This window comes from Xenorhabdus sp. PB61.4 (genome assembly GCF_963894935.1).
Taxonomy (GTDB): Bacteria; Pseudomonadota; Gammaproteobacteria; order Enterobacterales; family Enterobacteriaceae; genus Xenorhabdus; species Xenorhabdus stockiae.
The window spans coordinates 12,996-32,848 of sequence record NZ_CAWQJR010000002.1 but is presented as its reverse complement, the minus strand read 5'-3'; the positions used below and the strand labels follow the sequence as shown (position 1 = coordinate 32,848).

The following is a 19,853-nucleotide window of genomic DNA, read 5'->3' as shown; positions in this document are numbered from 1 at the left end:
TGGCTAATGGTTATTTCAACCGAGTTTGAGCAAATTGCTGCACGTTTCCCGGAAAATATCGCGGTGACACAGGGAAATGAAAGTCTGACCTATCGCATGCTGTCAGAGCACGTGACTAGACTCAGCCAACCGTTGCATGATCAGGCTGGCAGTCAGTTCGTCATGACATTGATGGAAGAGAGTATTTCGCTGATAACCGCAGCATTAGCCATTATGAAAGCAGGCAAAGTGTTTGTGCCATTATCGCTAAAACTGCCGGAACAACGTCTTGCCACATTGCTGGACCAATTTCGTGGCGCAACGATTGTGACCTGTCGTCAGTGGCTGCCACTGCTGGAACATTTGTCCGAAGGTTATTCGCTGGTGTTGGTTGATGAAATGCTGGCGGATGAAATTCAGGAACAACATTCAATCATTCCGTCTGTCAGAGTACCTGAAAACGCATTGCCTACCCGTATTCATGACAGTGACACTCAGCATCACAGGCTGGCGTATGTCTATTTTACCTCCGGCTCGACCGGGCAGCCCAAAGCCATCTTAGGCCGTGAAGACAGCCTGCTGCATTTTATCCATTGGGAAAGCCGTGAGCTGGGCGTGACGCCTGCTGACAAAGTCAGTCAATTGATCAATCAGATGTTCGATCCTTTCCTGCGGGATATGCTGTTGCCATTGTTAAACGGTGCAACCCTGTGTATTCCTACTGTCCATGATATCCGTTACTCACCGCAGGAATTGCTTGGCTGGATGCGTGAACAACAAATCAGCATTACGCATCTCATTCCTTCCCTGTTTCAGGTTTTACTGGAGTGCCCGCAATCTTCTCATGACCTTCGGTCTCTGCGCTATGCGGTGTTGTCAGGAGAAATGTTGAAAGGTTCGCTGGTGGATCTGTTTTATCAGCGCCGGTTACCGCAGGCTCAATTAATCAATCTGTATGGAACGACGGAAACCACACTGGCACGAGTCTGTTATCGGGTTACAGAGAAAGACCGACAGCGGTCACTGATCCCTGCGGGTAAGCCCATTGATGATACCGTTATCGCAGTAGTAAATGAGAGGGGAGAAAGTGTTCCGGCAGGTATGGAAGGGGAGATCTGGATCAGTACGCCCTATATGAGTGCCGGTTATTTGTCATCGGGAGCTGAAAACCATTCACGTTTTATTACACCGGAAAATGGGGAACTGGCCGGTCAGCCGGTTTACCGAACCGGTGATCTGGGACGCATTGATGAGCAGGGGAATTTACTCCTGCTTGGGCGAAATGATTTTCAGATTAAAATCAACGGGCAGCGCCTTGAAACAGCAGAAATTGAGAGCCTGCTTGAACAGCATCCTGCGGTACAGCAGGCCATTGTGCAGGCATTTGAGCAACCGCAGGGCATCAGGCTAGTGGCCTTTGTCCGTCCGGTTCCTGAGACAACCGTGACAGAGACGGCACTAGATACTTATTTGTCACCCCAGCTGGCTGCGGCTATGCGCCCCGCTGATTATCAGTTCCTGTCACAATTCCCGTTGTTATCCAATGGAAAAATTGATCGTAAGGCATTACAGGCACCGACTATTCGCCAGAGTTCCATTCAGCGACAGAATCCAGTTCCTCCACTAGGCGAACAGGAAATAAAACTGGCGGCTATCTGGCAGTCACTACTGCATGTTGGCCCGATTGGACGTGACGATAATTTCTTTGCTCTGGGAGGTAATTCTCTACAGGCAATCCGCATGATTGCTCAGGTTCGGGAACAAACGGGGCTGAAGCTGCATTTCAGTGATCTGTTCCGGCAGCCGACACTGGCCCAATGTGCGGCTATGCTGCATGCCAGCGAACAGCCAGAAGAGATAACGGCAGATTTACATACTGCCAGTTATGAACAGCAGGGCATTTATCTGATTCAACAGGCTGTTCCTGACATCCCGATTTTCAATATGGCCTATGTTACCGAATGGCAGGGGGCGCTGGATCAGCATCGTTTACAACAAGCCTTTGATGCTTTGTTTACCCGTTATGATGTGCTGAGAACCGGCTTTGTCATGCAGGAAGGCGAGATTTCCGCCCGGATAGCTGCGACTGTTTCTGCCGATATTCTCTGGCAGGATCTGACCGGATACGGTGCGCAGGCACCATTGCAGGCAGAAAAGATTATCAGCCAGTTTGCTTCCTCACCCTTTGAATTAGCTCATTCACCATTGTTACGCTTGGCAGGGCTGACACTGAGACCGCACAATCATCTGATTGTACTGGTTTTTCATCATTTGATTGTAGATGAAGAATCAGTCAGACAGTTGTGGGATGAATTACTGGAAAACTACACGCAGTTGCAGGCAAGAAAAGAGCTTACTATCCGGTCATCTCATTATGGTCAGCGGGAACATGTGCGTATCCAGCATCAGCGGGTGAACGGGAAAACCGGAATGGCGGCCCGTGAATACTGGCAACAACAACTGGCAGGAACACTGCCGTTACTCCAGCTGCCTTATGATTTTCCCACACCCGCCGTCCGCAGTTATCGGGGACGACATATGCCCTTCAGCCTGCCCTCAGGAGCCCATAAACAGATTGAGACACTGGCCTATCAGTATGGCGTCACGCCTTATCTGATTTTACAGGCGGGATTTATTGCATTTCTGGCCCGTTATTCACGTCAGAGCGATATTTTGCTGGGAACACCGGTTTCCAATCGTCATTATAGTGAGGAGCAGCAGCCGGTTGGCCTGTTACTCAGCTTATTGGTGATACGTAATCAGGTTGATCTCAGCCAGTCATTCGAACACTTGCTGGAGCAGGTTAAATCTACCTTCATTGATGCGATTGCACATCAGGATCTGCCTCTCAGCCAGTTGTTACTTTTGCTCAAAGAGGATTCAGGAAAAAACAGTTCAGGAAAAAACGGAGGTGAAGATAATCATCATCCGGGGATCTCGCCACTGTTTCAGACCCTGTTTACCTACCAAAACACACCCGTTACCCACAAACGTCTGGGGGCAGTACAACTTTCTCCGTTACGCCACTGGGATGTGCAAATCGCCAAATACGAGCTGGCACTGGAAATGTGGTGTGAAGACGGAGAATTACAGGGCGTATTTCAATATGCCAGCGACCGCTTCCTGCCGGAAACCATCTCCCGCATGACGGAAAACTTCTGTTATTTTCTGTCGCAGTTAATGAACCAGCCACAACAGGCTGTAGGGCGTGTAGCCCTGCTCAGCCCCGGCCAGCAACAGCAGCTGACTGAATGGAACCGGACTGAACGCCCCTTCAGCGATAATATTGCGCTGCATCAGCTTATTGAACGTCAGGTACAACGAGTGCCTGATGCCATTGCTGTTGAATTCGGTCAGCAATGCCTGACTTATGCTGAATTGGATCAGTGTGCCAACCAATTGGCCCGTTTTTTGATTCAACAAGGTGTCGGGCCTGAAATTTGTGTCGGGCTGAGTGTTGAGCGTTCACTGGAACTGGTGATCTGTTTTCTGGCGATCCTGAAAGCGGGTGGGGTATATGTGCCGATTGATCCTGACTACCCGCTGGATCGCAGCCTTCATGTGATTGAAGATGCGGGCCTGTGTTTGTTGATAACACAGGAGCAGTTTGTGTCACGTTATCAGGACGGTAATGTTCCTCTGTTCTGTCTTGAAACGCTGATGCCTCAGCTCTCTGCATTCAGTACTGACAATCCACAGGCAGATGTCCGGGCCGAAAATACCGCCTATATCATCTATACCTCCGGCTCGACCGGCAAACCGAAAGGCGTTCCTGTCCGCCATCGCGGAGTCTGTAATCTGGCAGAAACGGAAGTGGAATTTTTAGCTATACCGCCAGACAGCCGGATACTTCAGTTCGCCTCTTTTAGCTTCGACACTTCCGTCTGGGAAATCCTGATGGCGTTCTGTAGCGGCAGCACATTATTAATGGCTTCCCGCCTTGCTATCATGCCCGGCCCTGATCTGCTGGAACAGCTTATTACACGACGTGTTACTCATGTCACTTTACCGGCGTCGGCACTGGCTGCACTGCCTGTAGCTGATTTACCGGATTTGCAGGTGCTGATCGTCGCCGGAGAAGCCTGTGGGCTGGATTTGTTGCATAAGTGGGGGAAAAACCGGCGTTTTATTAACTCCTATGGCCCGACGGAAGCCACCGTGGGTACGACGAATGCTGAATTGACGACAGATGATAATCAGATTCATATCGGCCGCCCAATCGCCAACTCACAGGTCTGGATTTTAGACGAATATCAGGCACCATTGCCGATTGGTGTTGCGGGCGAACTCTACATTGGCGGGGTGGGCGTGACGGCGGGCTATCTGAATCGGCCTGACCTGACTGAATCCCATTTTATCCCCGATCCGTTCAGCTCCCGACCGGATGCCCGCCTTTATCGCACCGGCGATCTGGCCCGTTACAGAGCTGACGGCAATATTGATTATTTGGGGCGCATTGACCAGCAAATAAAAATTCGTGGCTATCGCGTTGAACTTGGCGAAATTGAAAGCGCCCTGCGCCAGTATTCTGCTATTTCTGATGCAGTGGCAATGGTACGGGAAGATTACCTGAATGCCAGTGCAATCGTCGCCTATATACTTCCCAAAGCTGAAATTGAACTTGATCAGGCGCAGATTGAATCGCATCTGAACGGCTTATTGCCGGAATTTATGTGCCCTTCTTGCTATGTGTTTTTGCCCGAATTTCCTCGTCTGCCGAATAATAAAGTAGATAGAAAGCGCTTCCCCAAACCCGTCAGGCAGGAAAGCGAAATTGTTGCAGAACCTGCCCAGAACGACACAGAACAGGCCATTATTCAGGTCTGGCAGGATTTGCTGGGGCATCAGGCGATTGGACGTAATACCTCATTTTTTGCCGCAGGCGGGCACTCGCTGCTGGCCGCTAAAATGGTCGCTATGCTGGCTGACCAGTTCCGGCTGTATTTCAGAGTCAGTGATGTTTTTCTCTGCCGTACTCCGATGCGGCTGGCAGAAAAAGCCGATTTAACAGCCCGTGTTCATCCTCTGCATCTGGAAGCCGTTCATGAAGCTCCGCTGAGTTTTGCCCAGCAACGGATGTGGTTCCTTGATCAGCTATACCCTGATAGTTGTCGTTATCACATTACCAGTATCAAAACGTTTACCCGTACTGATTCTCTGACCAGCACAACCGGAAACCGCGGAGATGCTGAACGGATACAAAACAGCATCATGTCGCTGTTCCGTCGCAATCCATTGCTCAATCTGCGTTTACGGATGGAAGGAACCACGCCACGGCAATACTACAGTGAGCAGTTACCTGATTGCCCGCACGAAATTATCGAAGTACAGAATGAACAGGAATGGCAGCAGCAGTTACAGCAGCGGGCTATGCATATGGCGGAAACGCCATTTCAGCTGATCGGACAACCGTTGTATCGGTTATTGCTGGTTACGGATGTAAGACAAGGCAGCGCACTGATTGTCTGCCTGCATCATATTCTGGTGGATGAGCAGTCACTGGCGCTGCTGGATAATGAGTTACTGTCATTGTATTTGACAGAAGAGTATCTGGCAGAAGAAAAGGCCATTCAACCGGCAGTCCCCGATTATATGCAGCTTGCCGCATGGGAACACAGTGCAGAAGCCCAGCAAATCTGGCATAGCCAGTTAGATTACTGGCGTCAGGTCTATCACCATCTGCCACCGGTAGTGACATTCCCTCAACAGCATTCTGAACGGACTGAAGATGTAAAAGCGGCTTATCACCGTCTGCCGCTCTCCGCTGAACAGACCGCCGCGTTGCGCAGGCTGGCACAGCAGCAGGATACAACACTGTTTACCCTGATGATGGCGGCGTTCCAGATTTTATTACAGCGTTACTGCGGGGAAGGTGACGCAACGGGGGATATTGTTGTTGGGATCCCTGTAACACTGCGTGACAAACCCGAACTGCAATCTGTTATTGGATTATTGCTCAATACGCTGGCTGTACGTCAGAACGTGGATATCAGGCTGTCATTTACTGAGTTCCTGCGTAGCAGTGTGCAAACACTGAATCAGGCAATGGCTAACAAAGATGTGCCATTTGAGCAGGTTGTGGATGCGGTATTACCCGCGGAAAAACGCTCTCTTTCTCCGCTGTTCAGAATCATGTTTGTATTCAATGCACAGCAGCAGCATCAGCAATGCCGGACTGGCACAATAAACAGTCAGTCGATAAATAACCCGGAAGCTAAATTCGATTTAACGTTGTTTGTTCAGGAGATGTTTGTTCAGGAACTGTCTCAGCCGGAAATGACGGATAGCCTGTTATTAACCGTGGAATATCGTCAGGCGTGCTTTGCACCGGAAATGGTGGAGCAACTGGTGACGCATTATGTCCGTCTGCTGAACAGCCTGTGTGATACACCAGAGCAGCCAATCTATCAGTTGCCTATGTTGTCACCACAAGAATATCAGCAACAGGCAAACGAACTTAATGCTACGGCTCAGCCGCTGTTATATCAGATGGTACACCAGCAATTTGAACAACAGGTGAGTCGGACGCCACAGGCGATTGCCCTGCGGGATCAAGACGAAACCGAGTTTACATTGAGTTATGAACAGCTCAACCAGCATGCTAATCGGTTGGCGAATGATCTGCTGATACAGGGTATTGGTCAGGGATCGCAGGTGGGGATCTGTCTGCCGCGCTCCACCATGCTGGTTGTGGCGATCCTTGCCGTTCTGAAAACAGGGGCAGCATATGTGCCTGTTGACTGCACTTATCCGGCAGAACGTGCCCGGTTTATGCTGGAAGATGCACAGGTCGCACGGGTGATCACCAATCATGAGCAGGCGGCCAGATTAGCTCTGCCAGCGCAGCAATGTATTTTGTTGAATCCGGAACAGTTTATTTCAGAAGCCGTTACCAATGATCAGGGGAATATTGCTAATCCTGATATTGTGATTTCACCGGAGCAGCCTGCTTATATTCTCTATACATCCGGCTCGACCGGCAGGCCAAAAGGCACCATCATTCCGCATCGTGGGCTGAAAAACTATCTCCAGCATGCCTGCGAATATTATGGAGACCGGAGCAGACAGGGAAATACTCTCCATGCTTCCATCTCCTTTGATGCCACTATTACCAGTCTGTTTCTGCCGTTATTACAGGGACAAACCCTGTTTATTCTGCCGGAAGGAGATGATATCCCGGCATTAATACAGGCGTGGCAACAGTTGCCGGATTTAACAATGGCGAAGATCACACCGGCCCATCTGGAACTGTTGAGCCAGCAGTTATCACCGGAACAGGCAGGGCGGATACCTCTGCTGGTCATTGGTGGCGAAAGTTTATCGGCCAGTTCCCTGCGTTTCTGGCGACAATATGCACCACAAGTCAGAATTATCAATGAATATGGCCCGACGGAAGCCACCGTGGGCTGTTGTATCTACGACACACTGGCCGGAGAGATAAAAGGTGATGGCGCATTGCCGATCGGCCGCCCGATAGCCAATACACAGCTTTACCTGCTGGATGAATGCCGGCAGTTGGTGCCGTTTGGCTCCGTGGGGGAACTGTATATTGGCGGAGAGGGTGTAGGGCTGGGGTATTTTAATCGTCCGGATCTGACTGAAAGCCGCTTTATCACCTCTCTTTTCTCTTCATCATCACAGAAAAAACTCTATCGGACAGGCGATCTGGCTCGTTATCTGCCGGACGGCAATTTGTTATTTTTGGGCCGAAAAGATCAGCAAATCAAACTACACGGTTACCGAATTGAACTGGAAGAAATAGAGGCTCAACTTTCTGCCTGTCAGGGTGTGGTTCAGGCAGCGGCAGGGATGAGAGACATTCACGGTCGTCAGCATCTGGTTGCTTATCTGGTCATGAACAAACGGGTGGCAGGCCAGGCTGTAACAGAGATAGAAAATGTGCGGCAAGAACTGAGCCAGCGCTTGCCAGCATATATGTGTCCGACTCAATGGGTTATACAGGAAACACTGCCACTGACGGCTAATGGCAAAATTGACCGCCGAACTCTGGCACAGATTGCCTTACCTGAACAACCTGATTACCCGCATCGTCGGATGCCGGTGACCGCACTGGAAAAACAGCTGACAGAAATCTGGCAACAAGTGTTGGATCAGCAGAACTTAGGCATTGATGATGATTTCTTTGTGCTGGGCGGAGATTCTATTCTCAGCCTGCAAATTGTGTTCAGAGGGCGGGAAATTGGCCTGCGGATCACACCGAAGATGCTGTTTGATTATCCGACTATCGCAGGATTAGCCGCTGTCGTGACACAAGAAGCTACGCAGGCAAATAATGCTGATGATAAAGCCGGAAACAATGCTCAGCCTGTACAGGGAGAGTATGCCCTGCTGCCAATTCAGCGCTGGTTCTTTGCCCATCACCATGCTAATCCGCACCATTATAATCAGTCCTATCTGTATGCTCTGGAGCCGGAAACAGATATTTCGCGGCTGGAGCAGGCATTAGCGCTGGTGGTTAATCAACATGATGGACTGCGTTCACGTTTCCCGCTGACAGGCGAGCAGGGCCAGAGTCATGGGCGGATAGACGAAGCAGTCACAATATTGCCGATAGAGCGGTGTCGGATCACCGCAACCCCGGTGAGAAAAGCGCTGTTGCAAGTCATGGCTGAACGGCAGGCCCAGCTGAATATTGAACATGGCCCGTTGCTGACAGCGACCCATTTCATAACCACTGAAGGGAACTATTTGTTGCTGACTGTTCACCATCTGGTCATAGATGGTGTTTCATGGCGTATTCTGACCGAAGATTTAAGCCACTATTACCGGGCACTGCTGGCAGGGGAAAAACCGACCCTGATGACAAAAACGGCCTCTTTGATTAATTGGTCATCCCATCTTATCGATTACGCCCAGTCTGAACAGGCTCAGGAAGAGTATCGATTCTGGCAACAAAAACTGAATCAGGCCGTGCCTTCACTGCCCTGCGATCAGGGCGAAAAACCGTTCCCCGGCTTAGTCAGGGAATCGGCTAAATACCGGCTGGCATTAGCGCCTTCTGCTACTACGAATCTGGTGCAGCATACCGGACATGCCTATCGCACTCATGTGGGAGATTTGTTACTGGCAGCGCTGGCGGCAACACTGCAACAATGGAGTGGTTCCGGATTACTGCATGTGGATATGGAAGGACACGGGCGGGAAAGTTTGCATGAAAATGTGGACGTCAGCCGTACAGTTGGCTGGTTTACCGCCATTTATCCTCTGCTACTGGAACTGCCAGCGTTCTGTTCACCGGATCAATTGATTCAACAGGTAAAAGAAGCGGTGCGTCAGGTGCCTTATAGCGGTACCGGATATGGTGCATTACGCTATTCCCAGCCAAATGCCAATCATCAACTGCCTGCAATTCCGAAGGCTGATATCTGCTTCAATTATCTGGGCCAATTTACCCGTACCTTCCATCAGACACCATTACAGGGTGTTGCCGATATGGGGCTGGATGATCGTTATGCCGCGGATAATACCGCTTCATATGCGCTGGCAGTAGATTGCTACATTGACGAGGGGCAATTACAGATAGAGTGGACGTATAACCGTCAGTGTTATCGGGATGAAACCATCAATAAACTGGCGATGGTGATGAAAGAGCAGCTTCTCCTGCTGACAGATCATTGCGTGGCTCAGAACTGGACAACATACACGCCATCTGATTTCCCGCTTGCCAGCCTGAATGCGGAAACCCTGCACCAGTTGCAGCAACGGTATGGCGAAATAGAAGATATCTACCCGCTGACTTACACGCAGGAAGGGATGCTATTCCATTCAATGGCAGAGCAGGGCCGCGGTCTGTATCACGAACAACTCTGCTTTACGCTCAGTCAGCATGAGATAGATATTCTCCGCTTAAAGAGAGCATGGCAGCAGGTAACTGACCATTATCCTGTTCTGCGCAGCCGTTTTGAAATGAGACTTGCCAGTCAGCCGCTGCAGATTGTCACACCTAATCAGGAAGTGGACTGGCGTCAGCATGATTTAAGGTCTTATAGCAGACCGGAAGCTGAGCAACATTATCAGAACCTGTTGGCAACGGATCTGGCAGAAGAATTTACACCGGAGCAGGGAACGCTGTTTCGCATCACCGTGCTGCAATTACCGGATGAGGCGATACGGCTTCTGTTCAGCCATCATCATGCCATTCTTGATGGTTGGTCAGTCAGGCTGTTACTGACAGCCGTTGAATCTATTTACCAGCATACTTCTCGTTACCAGCAGGCTTCCCAGCCTCTGAATAATATCCTGCCATCCGCACCGGCATTCCGATCGTTTATTCGCTGGCAACAAAATAACCGCAGAGCGTGTCAGGAATACTGGCAGGCACAATTAGCTGATGTTGGCGCAGCTACATCCTTGCCCGCGGCTCATCCGCTCAGGGCTGCCAGTCAGTTAAAACAACGTCATGCTTTCCGGTTGCCTGCCGTACTTTCGGAGCGGCTCGCTGAAACAGGCCGTCGTTACCGTTTAACCATCAATACGCTGGTACAGGGCGCATGGGCTTTATTGTTACAGCGTTACAGCCAGCAGGATGAGTGTCTGTTCGGTATGACGGTATCCGGCCGACAGGCAGAATTAGCCGGTATTGATAAAATGGTCGGGCTGTTAATCAGCACACTGCCAGTCCATATTGTTACTCACCATTATCAGACGACAACAGACTGGCTGAACGCTATTCAACAGCAGCAGCGGGAACATGAAAGGTTCAGTGATATCTCGCTGGCTGATCTGAAATCAGCCTGTGAACTGCCGGAATTTGAGACGTTGCTGGTGTTTGAAAACTACCCGCAACCCAAACAGGCCGATGAAGAGAAAAATCTGTTCAGATTTACTCAGGCGACGGAAAGCACGAATTATCCACTGGTGCTGGTGGCATCATTTTCTGACGGCCTGCATGGTACGCTGGTGTACGACACCGGTTTGTATGATGCCGCTACCGTGACCCGTCTGACAGGGCATTTTATCCGTCTGTTGGAGCAGTTAATCAATAATATGACGGGAAGACCGGACGATATTGCCCTGCTGGACGAACGGGAAAAGCAGCAGCTACTGACACAATGGCAAGGGGAAGCATTGCCTGTTTTTGCCGGGAATGTGTATAGCCTGTTTGCCCGTCAGGTTCAGAATTCTCCCCGCCAGATTGCTGTGATTGATGGGCATCAGCAGGTCAGTTATGCCGAATTAGCGCAGAAGGCTGAACAGATCAGCCTGCGTTTGCACCACAACCGTGTTAAAGCGGGAGACAGAGTTGCGCTTTATTTACCCCGCGGTCTGGATTATATCGCTGTTATGCTGGCTGTCAGCAGGATCGGCGCCTGTTATGTGCCGATTGATACTTCTTATCCCACGGAGCGGGTCACTTATTTATTGTCTGACAGCCAAAGCTGTCTGGTGCTGACTTATCAGGCTCTGGCTGCCAGTCTTACACATGACATCACAGCTCTGGCTCTGGATCAGAAGACAGAGCCGTTACCATCGAACGCGTTACCTCCGGTCATTGATGATGCCAGTGCACTGGCCTACCTGATTTATACCTCCGGCTCTACAGGCGCACCGAAAGGCGTCATGATTGAACATCACAGCCTGATTAACTATCTGACAGATGCCGCACAGCGTTATCAGGTGACGGCCGGAACTCAGAGCCTGTTCCATTCTTCCGTCAGCTTTGATGCCACCCTGACCAGCCTTTACCTGCCGTTGTTACATGGCGGCACCATTACCGTGATTAAGAATGATGCGGATATTGCTGCAATAGCAACGGCATTACAGCAACCGTCATCCAAAGATCGCCATTTATTGAAAATCACGCCGGCTCATCTGGGCGTGTTATCGGAATATCTGGATGCTACCGCGAGATCCTATGTGCATTCATTGGTGATCGGAGGTGATGCGCTCAGTTGTGAAACCGTACAGGGATGGCTGTCGGACGGAGGAGATATCGGCGTATTCAATGAATACGGCCCGACTGAGACTGTCGTCGGCTGCTGTGTCCATCGTGCGGACAAACAGCAGGATTTACAGGGCATGATGCCGATTGGTTTACCTATCGCCAACACGCGTCTGTTTGTCCTGAATGATGATTTGTCACCGACTCCCTTTGGCATGGCCGGTGAGTTGTATATCGGTGGACTGGGAGTGGCGAGGGGTTACTGGGATCGCCCTGAATTAACGGCAGAAAAATTCATCACATTGTCCGTTCCGCTGGAAGATGGAACACAGGAAAGCATACGGGTTTATCGCACGGGAGATCGGGTTTGTGCCTTACCGGACGGAAAACTGCTCTATCTTGGTCGCCGTGATCGGCAAATCAAGCTTCGGGGTTACCGAATCGAACCGGGGGAGATTGAAGCACAACTGATGCAGCATCCATATGTACAGCAAAGTGCACTGCTTGCCTATTCCGATAAAGGATATTCCGACACAGCATATTCCGGTAAACAGGAAGACATGCAGCTGGTGGCTTGTGTGTCTCTTAAACCTGAGTTCCTGAAACCGGATTCACTAAAGCCAGCAGTAAATGACGATATACCTTCCGACTCCCTATCAGAAATATCAGGGCAAATACTCGATTTCCTCAGCCGGTATCTGCCGGCTCATATGTTGCCGCATGTCATTGTACCGATGGATGAAATGCCGCAGACCATCAATGGCAAGATTGATTATCGGGCTTTGCTGGCACGTTTGCCGGAACTTCAGTCCGGATTGCAGCATCCTTCCCATCAGCCACAAGAAGAAAACGCGTCGTATTCTCCGCAAACGGCACTGGAAAGCCATCTGCGGGATATCTGGTGTGAGGTGCTACGACAACAACAGATTGGGCGCGATCAGAGTTTCTTTGCTCTGGGAGGGCACTCATTACATGCCTTACGTATTGCAGCCCGTATCGAACAGCAACTGGCAGTCAGGCTCTCTCTGGCTGAACTTTTGCAACACCAGACAATTAAGCAACTTGCTCATTTTCTGGATTCTCGTATGACCGGAAAGGTGATCGAAAAGAATACACAGTACAACACGATAAAACGTGTCGTACGCGGACGGAAATAAAAAACACAATAACAATGGAATATACCCGAAACCAGAAAAGTCACGGGTATTTAGCCGGAGGTTTTATGCAGGAAAATACATTTCAGTTTAAAGCATCCCTTGCGCAAAAACGTTTATGGTTGCATGAACAACTCGAACAAAAATCCGCCATTTATCACATCACAACTGCGCTGGTGCTTGAGGGACATTTGGATATACCGGCACTCACACAGGCTATCAGCGATATGGTGGAAAGACACGAGTCTTTTCGCACAGGTTTTGTATATCAGAATGGTTCACTTTATCAGTGCTGCCATGAATCCGTATCTTTGCCGCTGGTCACGGTTGATTTGTCTATGCTGAGTGAAGAAGAGCAAAAGCAGCGTTTGCAGCGCGACAGTCAGCAACCGTTTGATTTACAGCAGGCTCCGTTATTGCGTTTTACCCTGTATCAGTGTGGAACCGAACACGGGGAAGAGCGTCATTATCTGGTGATGGTGCTGCACCACATTATTTCAGATGGCTGGTCTGCCGGTATTATCAGCCGTGAACTGACAACATGTTATAACGCACGGCGACAGGGTAAATTCCCCGAATTGCCGGAGTTACCCATACAGTACATTGATTATTCAGAATGGCAGCACGATCAGCATGAAAATGCAGAATCAGCTGAATCGCTGGTATGGTGGAAAGAAAAACTGTCCGGCATTGAGCCTATCGCGCTGCCTTTTGATCACCCACGCCCCAGTCGTCTGAGCCTGCGTGGTAAAACGCACTGCTTCGCATTATCGCCTGAACTGACACAGGCGCTGGATCAACAGGCACGTCAGCAAAATAAAACCCTGTTCTCCACACTCTTGAGTGCATTTTACCTGCTGCTTTATCGCTATAGCGGTCAGACTGATCTGGTTGTTGGTTCTCCGGTCTCCGGGCGTGGGCAGCTGGAGCTGGAAGGCATTGTCGGGTTCTTTGTCAATACACTGGTTTACCGGATTGAGCTGGATCCTCATGTGAATTTCACTCAATTACAGACACAGGTTTTTAATACTGTACTTGATGGCTTGTCCCACCAGCAGGTGAGTTTTGAACAACTGGTGGAAGCTATCAACCCCAGACGGGATCTGAGCTATGCCCCGCTGTTTCAGGTCATGTTTGCCTTTGATAGCTCAGACTCTGCCGGATGGCAGTTAGACGGGATCAAAACCACGCCATTCACGGTTGCGGGGGATTACGCCAAATTCGATCTGACGCTCTCGATGGAAAAAGTCTTACAGGCAGACGGCAGAGAACAATTGCAGGGCACATTTGAATACAGTACTGACCTGTTTGATGCAGCAACGATTAAACAGATTGAGGCTAATTTCTGCTTTTTGTTGCAGGAAATAGCCCGGAACGCCCATGCTGCGCTGACTGAGTATCAATGTATCAATGAAGCGGAAAAACAGTGGCTACTGCAAGAATGGCCGCGCAGTCTGAACACTCATCCGGTGACACAAACTTTACATCAGGCATTTGAGCAACAGGTCATACGTCGTCCACAGGCCATTGCCCTGAGCACTGACAATGGCAAGACACTCACTTATGAACAGCTTAATCAGCGGGCCAATCAGCTGGCACACTATATTTTGAAAATCAGGCAGCAAACGGAGAGAACGGCAGAATTGACGCCATTGATCGGCCTTTGTCTGGAACGTGACGAGGAGATGCTGGTTGCTATTCTGGCCGTATTAAAAGCAGGGCTGGCTTATGTACCCATCGATGGCAGCCATGCACCGGAACGGGTTCGTTTCTACGTTGAAGATGCGGGTATTCAGCTGGTTATCGGCATTCCTGTATACCGCACTCTGTTTGACCACGAAAAAGTGGATTATCTCTGCATCGATAGCGAAAAAACCTTTATTCAGACTATGCCACTGGATAACCCTGATATGGCCTGTCAGCCTGATGCACTGGCTTATGTGATTTATACCTCCGGTTCTACCGGAGTACCGAAAGGCGTGGAAATACCGCACGCTAATGTCATGCGGTTATTCAGTGCCAGTCAACGTCATTTTACCTTTAGCGAAAATGATGTCTGGACACTCTTTCACTCCTGCGCGTTTGATTTCTCGGTATGGGAAATATGGGGGGCATTATTGCACGGCGGACGCCTGAGCATTGTGCCTTATTGGACCAGCCGGACACCGGGCCATTTTTATCAGTGGGTACAACAGGAAAAAGTTACCGTGCTGAACCAGACGCCTTCTGCTTTCCAGCTATTTATGGCGGCTGATGAACAATTGAATAAAGAGGATAAAAACGGCATAAATTCACCTCTGTCATTGCGTTATGTGATTCTGGGAGGTGAAGCACTGGAGCCGGCTAATCTGTTGGGCTGGTTTAAAAAGCATGGCGATGAGCAGCCTGAAATCATCAATATGTATGGCATCACTGAAACGACAGTGCATGTGACCTATCGCAGGATCAGGCAGGCAGATGCCTTGCAAGGCGGAAAAAGCCCGATTGGTGAAGCGCTGGACGATCTGGAGATTTTTTTACTGGATGGACAGGGCAGGTTGTCCCCGCTGGGAGCCGTAGGAGAGATATACGTTGGTGGTGCTGGTGTGGCTCGGGGCTATTTGAATCGCCCTGAACTGACGGCCCAGCGTTTTGTCGATAAACGGCAGCTTTTCCCGCAGGCAGAAGCAGGGCAGCGGTTATACCGGAGCGGAGATTTAGCACGTTTGCGGCGGGATGGGGCACTGGAATATCTCGGACGTGCTGATCATCAGGTGAAAATCCGGGGCTTTCGCATTGAACTGGGCGAGATTGAAACAGCCCTGAAACGTATTGATGAAATAGAACAGGTGGTCGTGATGGCCTACCAGAACGAAGGTGAGCATACTTCGCATCTGGTGGCGTATATTGTGCCGACAGGAACAGGCTCGGATGAAGCATTGTCTGTCGATATGCTCAGGGCTGAGCTGAAACGTACTCTGCCGGATTACATGCTGCCATCTGTCTTTATTTTCCTTGATGCCCTGCCACTGACCAGTAATGGAAAAATTGATCGCAAAGCCCTGCCCGCACCACAACAGGTACGTCCGCAACTCGCCAGTGAATATCGGGAAGCGCGCAATGAAACCGAACGTGAATTACTGAAGTTATGGCGGGAAACATTGCCGGTATCGCGAATTGGTATCCATGATAATTTCTTTGCGCTGGGGGGGGATTCCCTGCGTGGTGTCCAGCTTACGGGCAAAGCACAGGAGCAGGGCTGGTTGCTGACGCTGGCGGATCTGTTCCAGCACCAGACAGTAGCAGAACTGGCAACCCTGATTGATGAACGTCGCAAAGAGCATCAATTGTCAGCGCAGAGTATTGCACCATTCAGCCTGATATCAGAGAAAGATCGCTTGCATTTACAGGCGCAGGCACAGACACAGGAAAGAACGCAAAAAATCGTTGATGCCTATCCGCTCAGCCGGATGCAGGCGGGTATGTTCTACCATATGAATATGTCGCCGGATGCCAACGTATATCATTGTACCGGAACGTCTCATCTGCGTATTAACGGGGCGTTTAATGAGCAGGCATTCAGGGAAGCAACCGCTCAGACCGTGGCAGCCCATGATGTACTACGCACGGCGTTCGATATGGAAAATTACAGTGAGCCGTTGCAACTGGTCTATGACTTTGCTGAATTACCGATTGTTGTAGAAGACTTGCGTCATTTGTCGGAGCAAGAGCAGGATGTGCGGGCAAAAGCATTACTGGAAGCAGAACGGGTGAATCCGTTTGATCTGCTGAATCCGACCCTGCTGCGTTTCTTCATTCAGCTGCGCACTGATAACTCCTTCCAGTTTACTATGACCGAATGTCACCCGGTCTTTGATGGCTGGAGTTATAACACCATGATCGTGGAAGTCTTCAACCGTTATGCCACGCTGACAGGACAGACAAGCTGGCAGGCACCGGACAAAAAATCACTGGAGTATCGTGATTTTATTGCGCTGGAGCGGGCTGCCATTGCTGATGAACAACAAAAAAATTACTGGGCACAGAAACTGGATGACTGCACCATCCTTGAATTGCCACGTAAACAGCATACGGAGGGTATTCAGAGTGCTCATCCCCCAGCAACCAGCCCGAAACTGAAATCTGTTTCCCTGACGCTGGATAGTGCTGTTTATCAGGGGTTACGTCATTTGATGCTGCAACTTGGCGTCCCGCTGAAAAGCGTCCTGCTGGCCGGGCACATCAAGGTCATCAGTATTTTCAGCGGAGAGAATGACATTCTTACCGGGATCAGCGCAAACGGACGGCCGGAAGCGCAGGGAGGAGAGCATCTGTATGGTCTGTTCCTGAATATTCTCCCATTCCGTCAAATCCTGACCTCCGTATCATGGAACGAGTTAATCCGGCAGGTCTTTGCTAACGAAATTGAAGCCATTCCGCACCGTCGTTATCCATTGGCAGAAATTCAGCGCCAGTTCGGTCAGCAGCCATTACTGGATGAGGTGCTGTTTAACTATATTGATTTCCATGTTTACGGCCAGATGGCAGCGGAAGTGGGGCTGGAAGTGGTGGACAGGCTGCATACGCAGGACGTTTACGAAGGCACCCATTTTACACTGGATGTCCATTTTCAGCATCTCACGCTCTCTTCGGCGCTGGCCAGTGATCAAATTTCCATCCAACTTGATTACGACGAAAATAAAATCAGCCGTGGATTGGTGTCAACGATGGCGGAATGCTATAGCGCGGTATTTGCGGCGATGGTGGCAGATCCGCAGGCATTGCACTGCGCCGATCATTTCCTGCCAATGGTGCAGCAACAGAAACTGGAAAATTTCAGTCAGGGAGACGCAGGCTATCAGGGACCGGAAACACTGGCTGGATTATTTGCTCAACAGGTAGCCCAAACACCATCTGTGCTCGCGGTTGAATTCGGTGAGCGGCGGCTGAGTTACTTGGAGTTACATCAACAGTCCAACCAGTTAGCACATCTGCTGGCAGAAAAAGGGGTGAAACAAGGACAGTATGTGGCGCTATTACTGGGGCGCAGTGTTGAATTAATCGTTTCGATGCTGGCACTGGTAAAACTCGGCGCGGTTTACCTGCCACTTAATACCGACGATCCGGATATCCGGCTTATCGAACAGATAGAAGATGCTCAGTGTGATTTGTTAATCATAGATAGGCGGGTAACAGACAGGCAGTTGCCTGACACTATGTCAGATCTTCCGCCTGTTCTATGGCTGGATGAAGAACAGCCGGCTCTGGCACAAATGCCGGTGACGGATCTGCCGGATTGCCTGAATTCTCATCCAGAACATCAGGGTGGTCTGCCTGCTTATATCATGTACACCTCTGGTTCTACCGGTAAACCGAAAGGGGTGTTGATCGGGCAAAAAGGCATTATTCGTCTGGTTAAAAATGTCAGCTATGTTGATTTCCGCGCCTTTAAGCGTTATCTGCAACTGGCTTCCGTCAGTTTTGATGCATCAACATGGGAAATCTGGGGGCCGTTACTGAATGGCAGTTCGATAGTGGTCTTCCCGCAAGGTGTGGTGTCTGTTCTTCTGCTGGAAAAAATCATTAAGGAATCGCAGATAGAAAGCCTGTTCCTGACCGCATCCTTGCTTAACCTGATTGTTGATGAGCGCCCGCAGATATTGCAACCGGTAAAACAATTGATTTCCGGTGGTGAGGCGATGTCATCATGGCACGCAGCCCGCATTAAGGAGCGTTATCCTGAACTGATCCTGATCAACGGTTATGGCCCAACGGAAAATACCACGTTTACCACCAGCTATCGTTACCGGGGAACCGAAGGCCATAGTGTGCCAATCGGCAGACCGAATGAGGGCAATCAGGTTTATATCCTTGATAGCTTCCTTCATCCTGTTCCTGTTGGTACTGCGGGTGAGCTGTACGTTGGCGGTGAGGGTCTGGCGATGACTTACCTTAATCAGGAAAGCATCTACCAAACCCTGTTTATTGAAAATCCATTTGATAAATCCCTCTCAGCCCGGCTGTATAAAACCGGTGATCGCGGGCGTTTTCTGCCTGACGGTAACATTGAATACCTTGGGCGTATTGATGACCAAAACAAGATCAGAGGTTATCGGGTGGAAACAAGGGAAATTGAAGCCGTCCTGTGCAAACATCCGGATGTGGAACGTGCAGCGGTTCGGGTGATTGAGGAAAACCGGGGTAAACGGATCGCGGCTTATATCGTTCTGCATGTCGGACAGGCTCTGAACACGATGGAGCTGCGCAATTATCTGGCGGAAAGGCTGCCACGTTACATGATCCCGGCCTATTTTCAGGCTCTCTCTTCTCTGCCACTGAATGCAAACGGCAAACTAGATATTGCCCGATTGCCGCAGGATATCCCACAACAGGCTGCTTATCATGAACTGAGTAACGTTTCCCCACTAGCGGAGACGGTTCCCGCTGTCGCTGAGGAAAAAACGCATGTACTGACCGATCCTGTCGTGCTTGCCATTCAGCAGGTCTGGGCCGAAGTGCTGGATATGGAATCTCCCGGTTGTAATCAAAACTTCTTCGATCTGGGGGGAGATTCCCTGTTGCTGGCCCGTGTTCATCTGAAACTGCATGCGCTGGGTCATACCCGACTCTCCATTATTGATTTGCTGAATTATTCCACCATTCACCAGCTTGCCCGCTTTATCAACGGAGGGCATGGACAGAGTGAAAACGCAGGAACATCAGCGGTCATGCAGAGGACGCAGGGAGCCAAAGAAACCAGTCTGAACAACATCACTGATGGCCGTCAGCGTCTGGCGGAAATGCAGAAAAAAATGCAGCAGAAAAGGTAGCCGGAAGAT

Annotated in this window: 2 protein-coding genes; both read left to right on the top strand. The window is 50.1% G+C overall.

All coding sequences use genetic code 11. The annotated features are described in order from the left end of the window. Positions 1 to 6: 6 nt before the first annotated feature. Positions 7 to 13,038: a non-ribosomal peptide synthetase gene (locus AACX68_RS00735; protein WP_228858255.1), complete on the top strand. Its 13,032-nt coding sequence runs from the start codon at positions 7 to 9 to the stop codon at positions 13,036 to 13,038. 65 nt (positions 13,039 to 13,103) lie between these two features. Continuing rightward, a complete protein-coding gene (locus AACX68_RS00730; RefSeq protein ID WP_228858254.1) occupies positions 13,104 to 19,844 on the top strand; it encodes a non-ribosomal peptide synthetase in 6,741 nt (2,246 codons plus the stop codon). The last annotated feature ends 9 nt before the right edge of the window (positions 19,845 to 19,853 follow it).

Excerpts from the sequence above, each read along its gene's own strand:
- AACX68_RS00735 (WP_228858255.1), top strand. The coding sequence starts at position 7 with ATGGTTATTTCAACCGAGTTTGAGCAAATTGCTGCACGTTTCCCGGAA.
- AACX68_RS00730 (WP_228858254.1), top strand. The coding sequence starts at position 13,104 with ATGCAGGAAAATACATTTCAGTTTAAAGCATCCCTTGCGCAAAAACGT.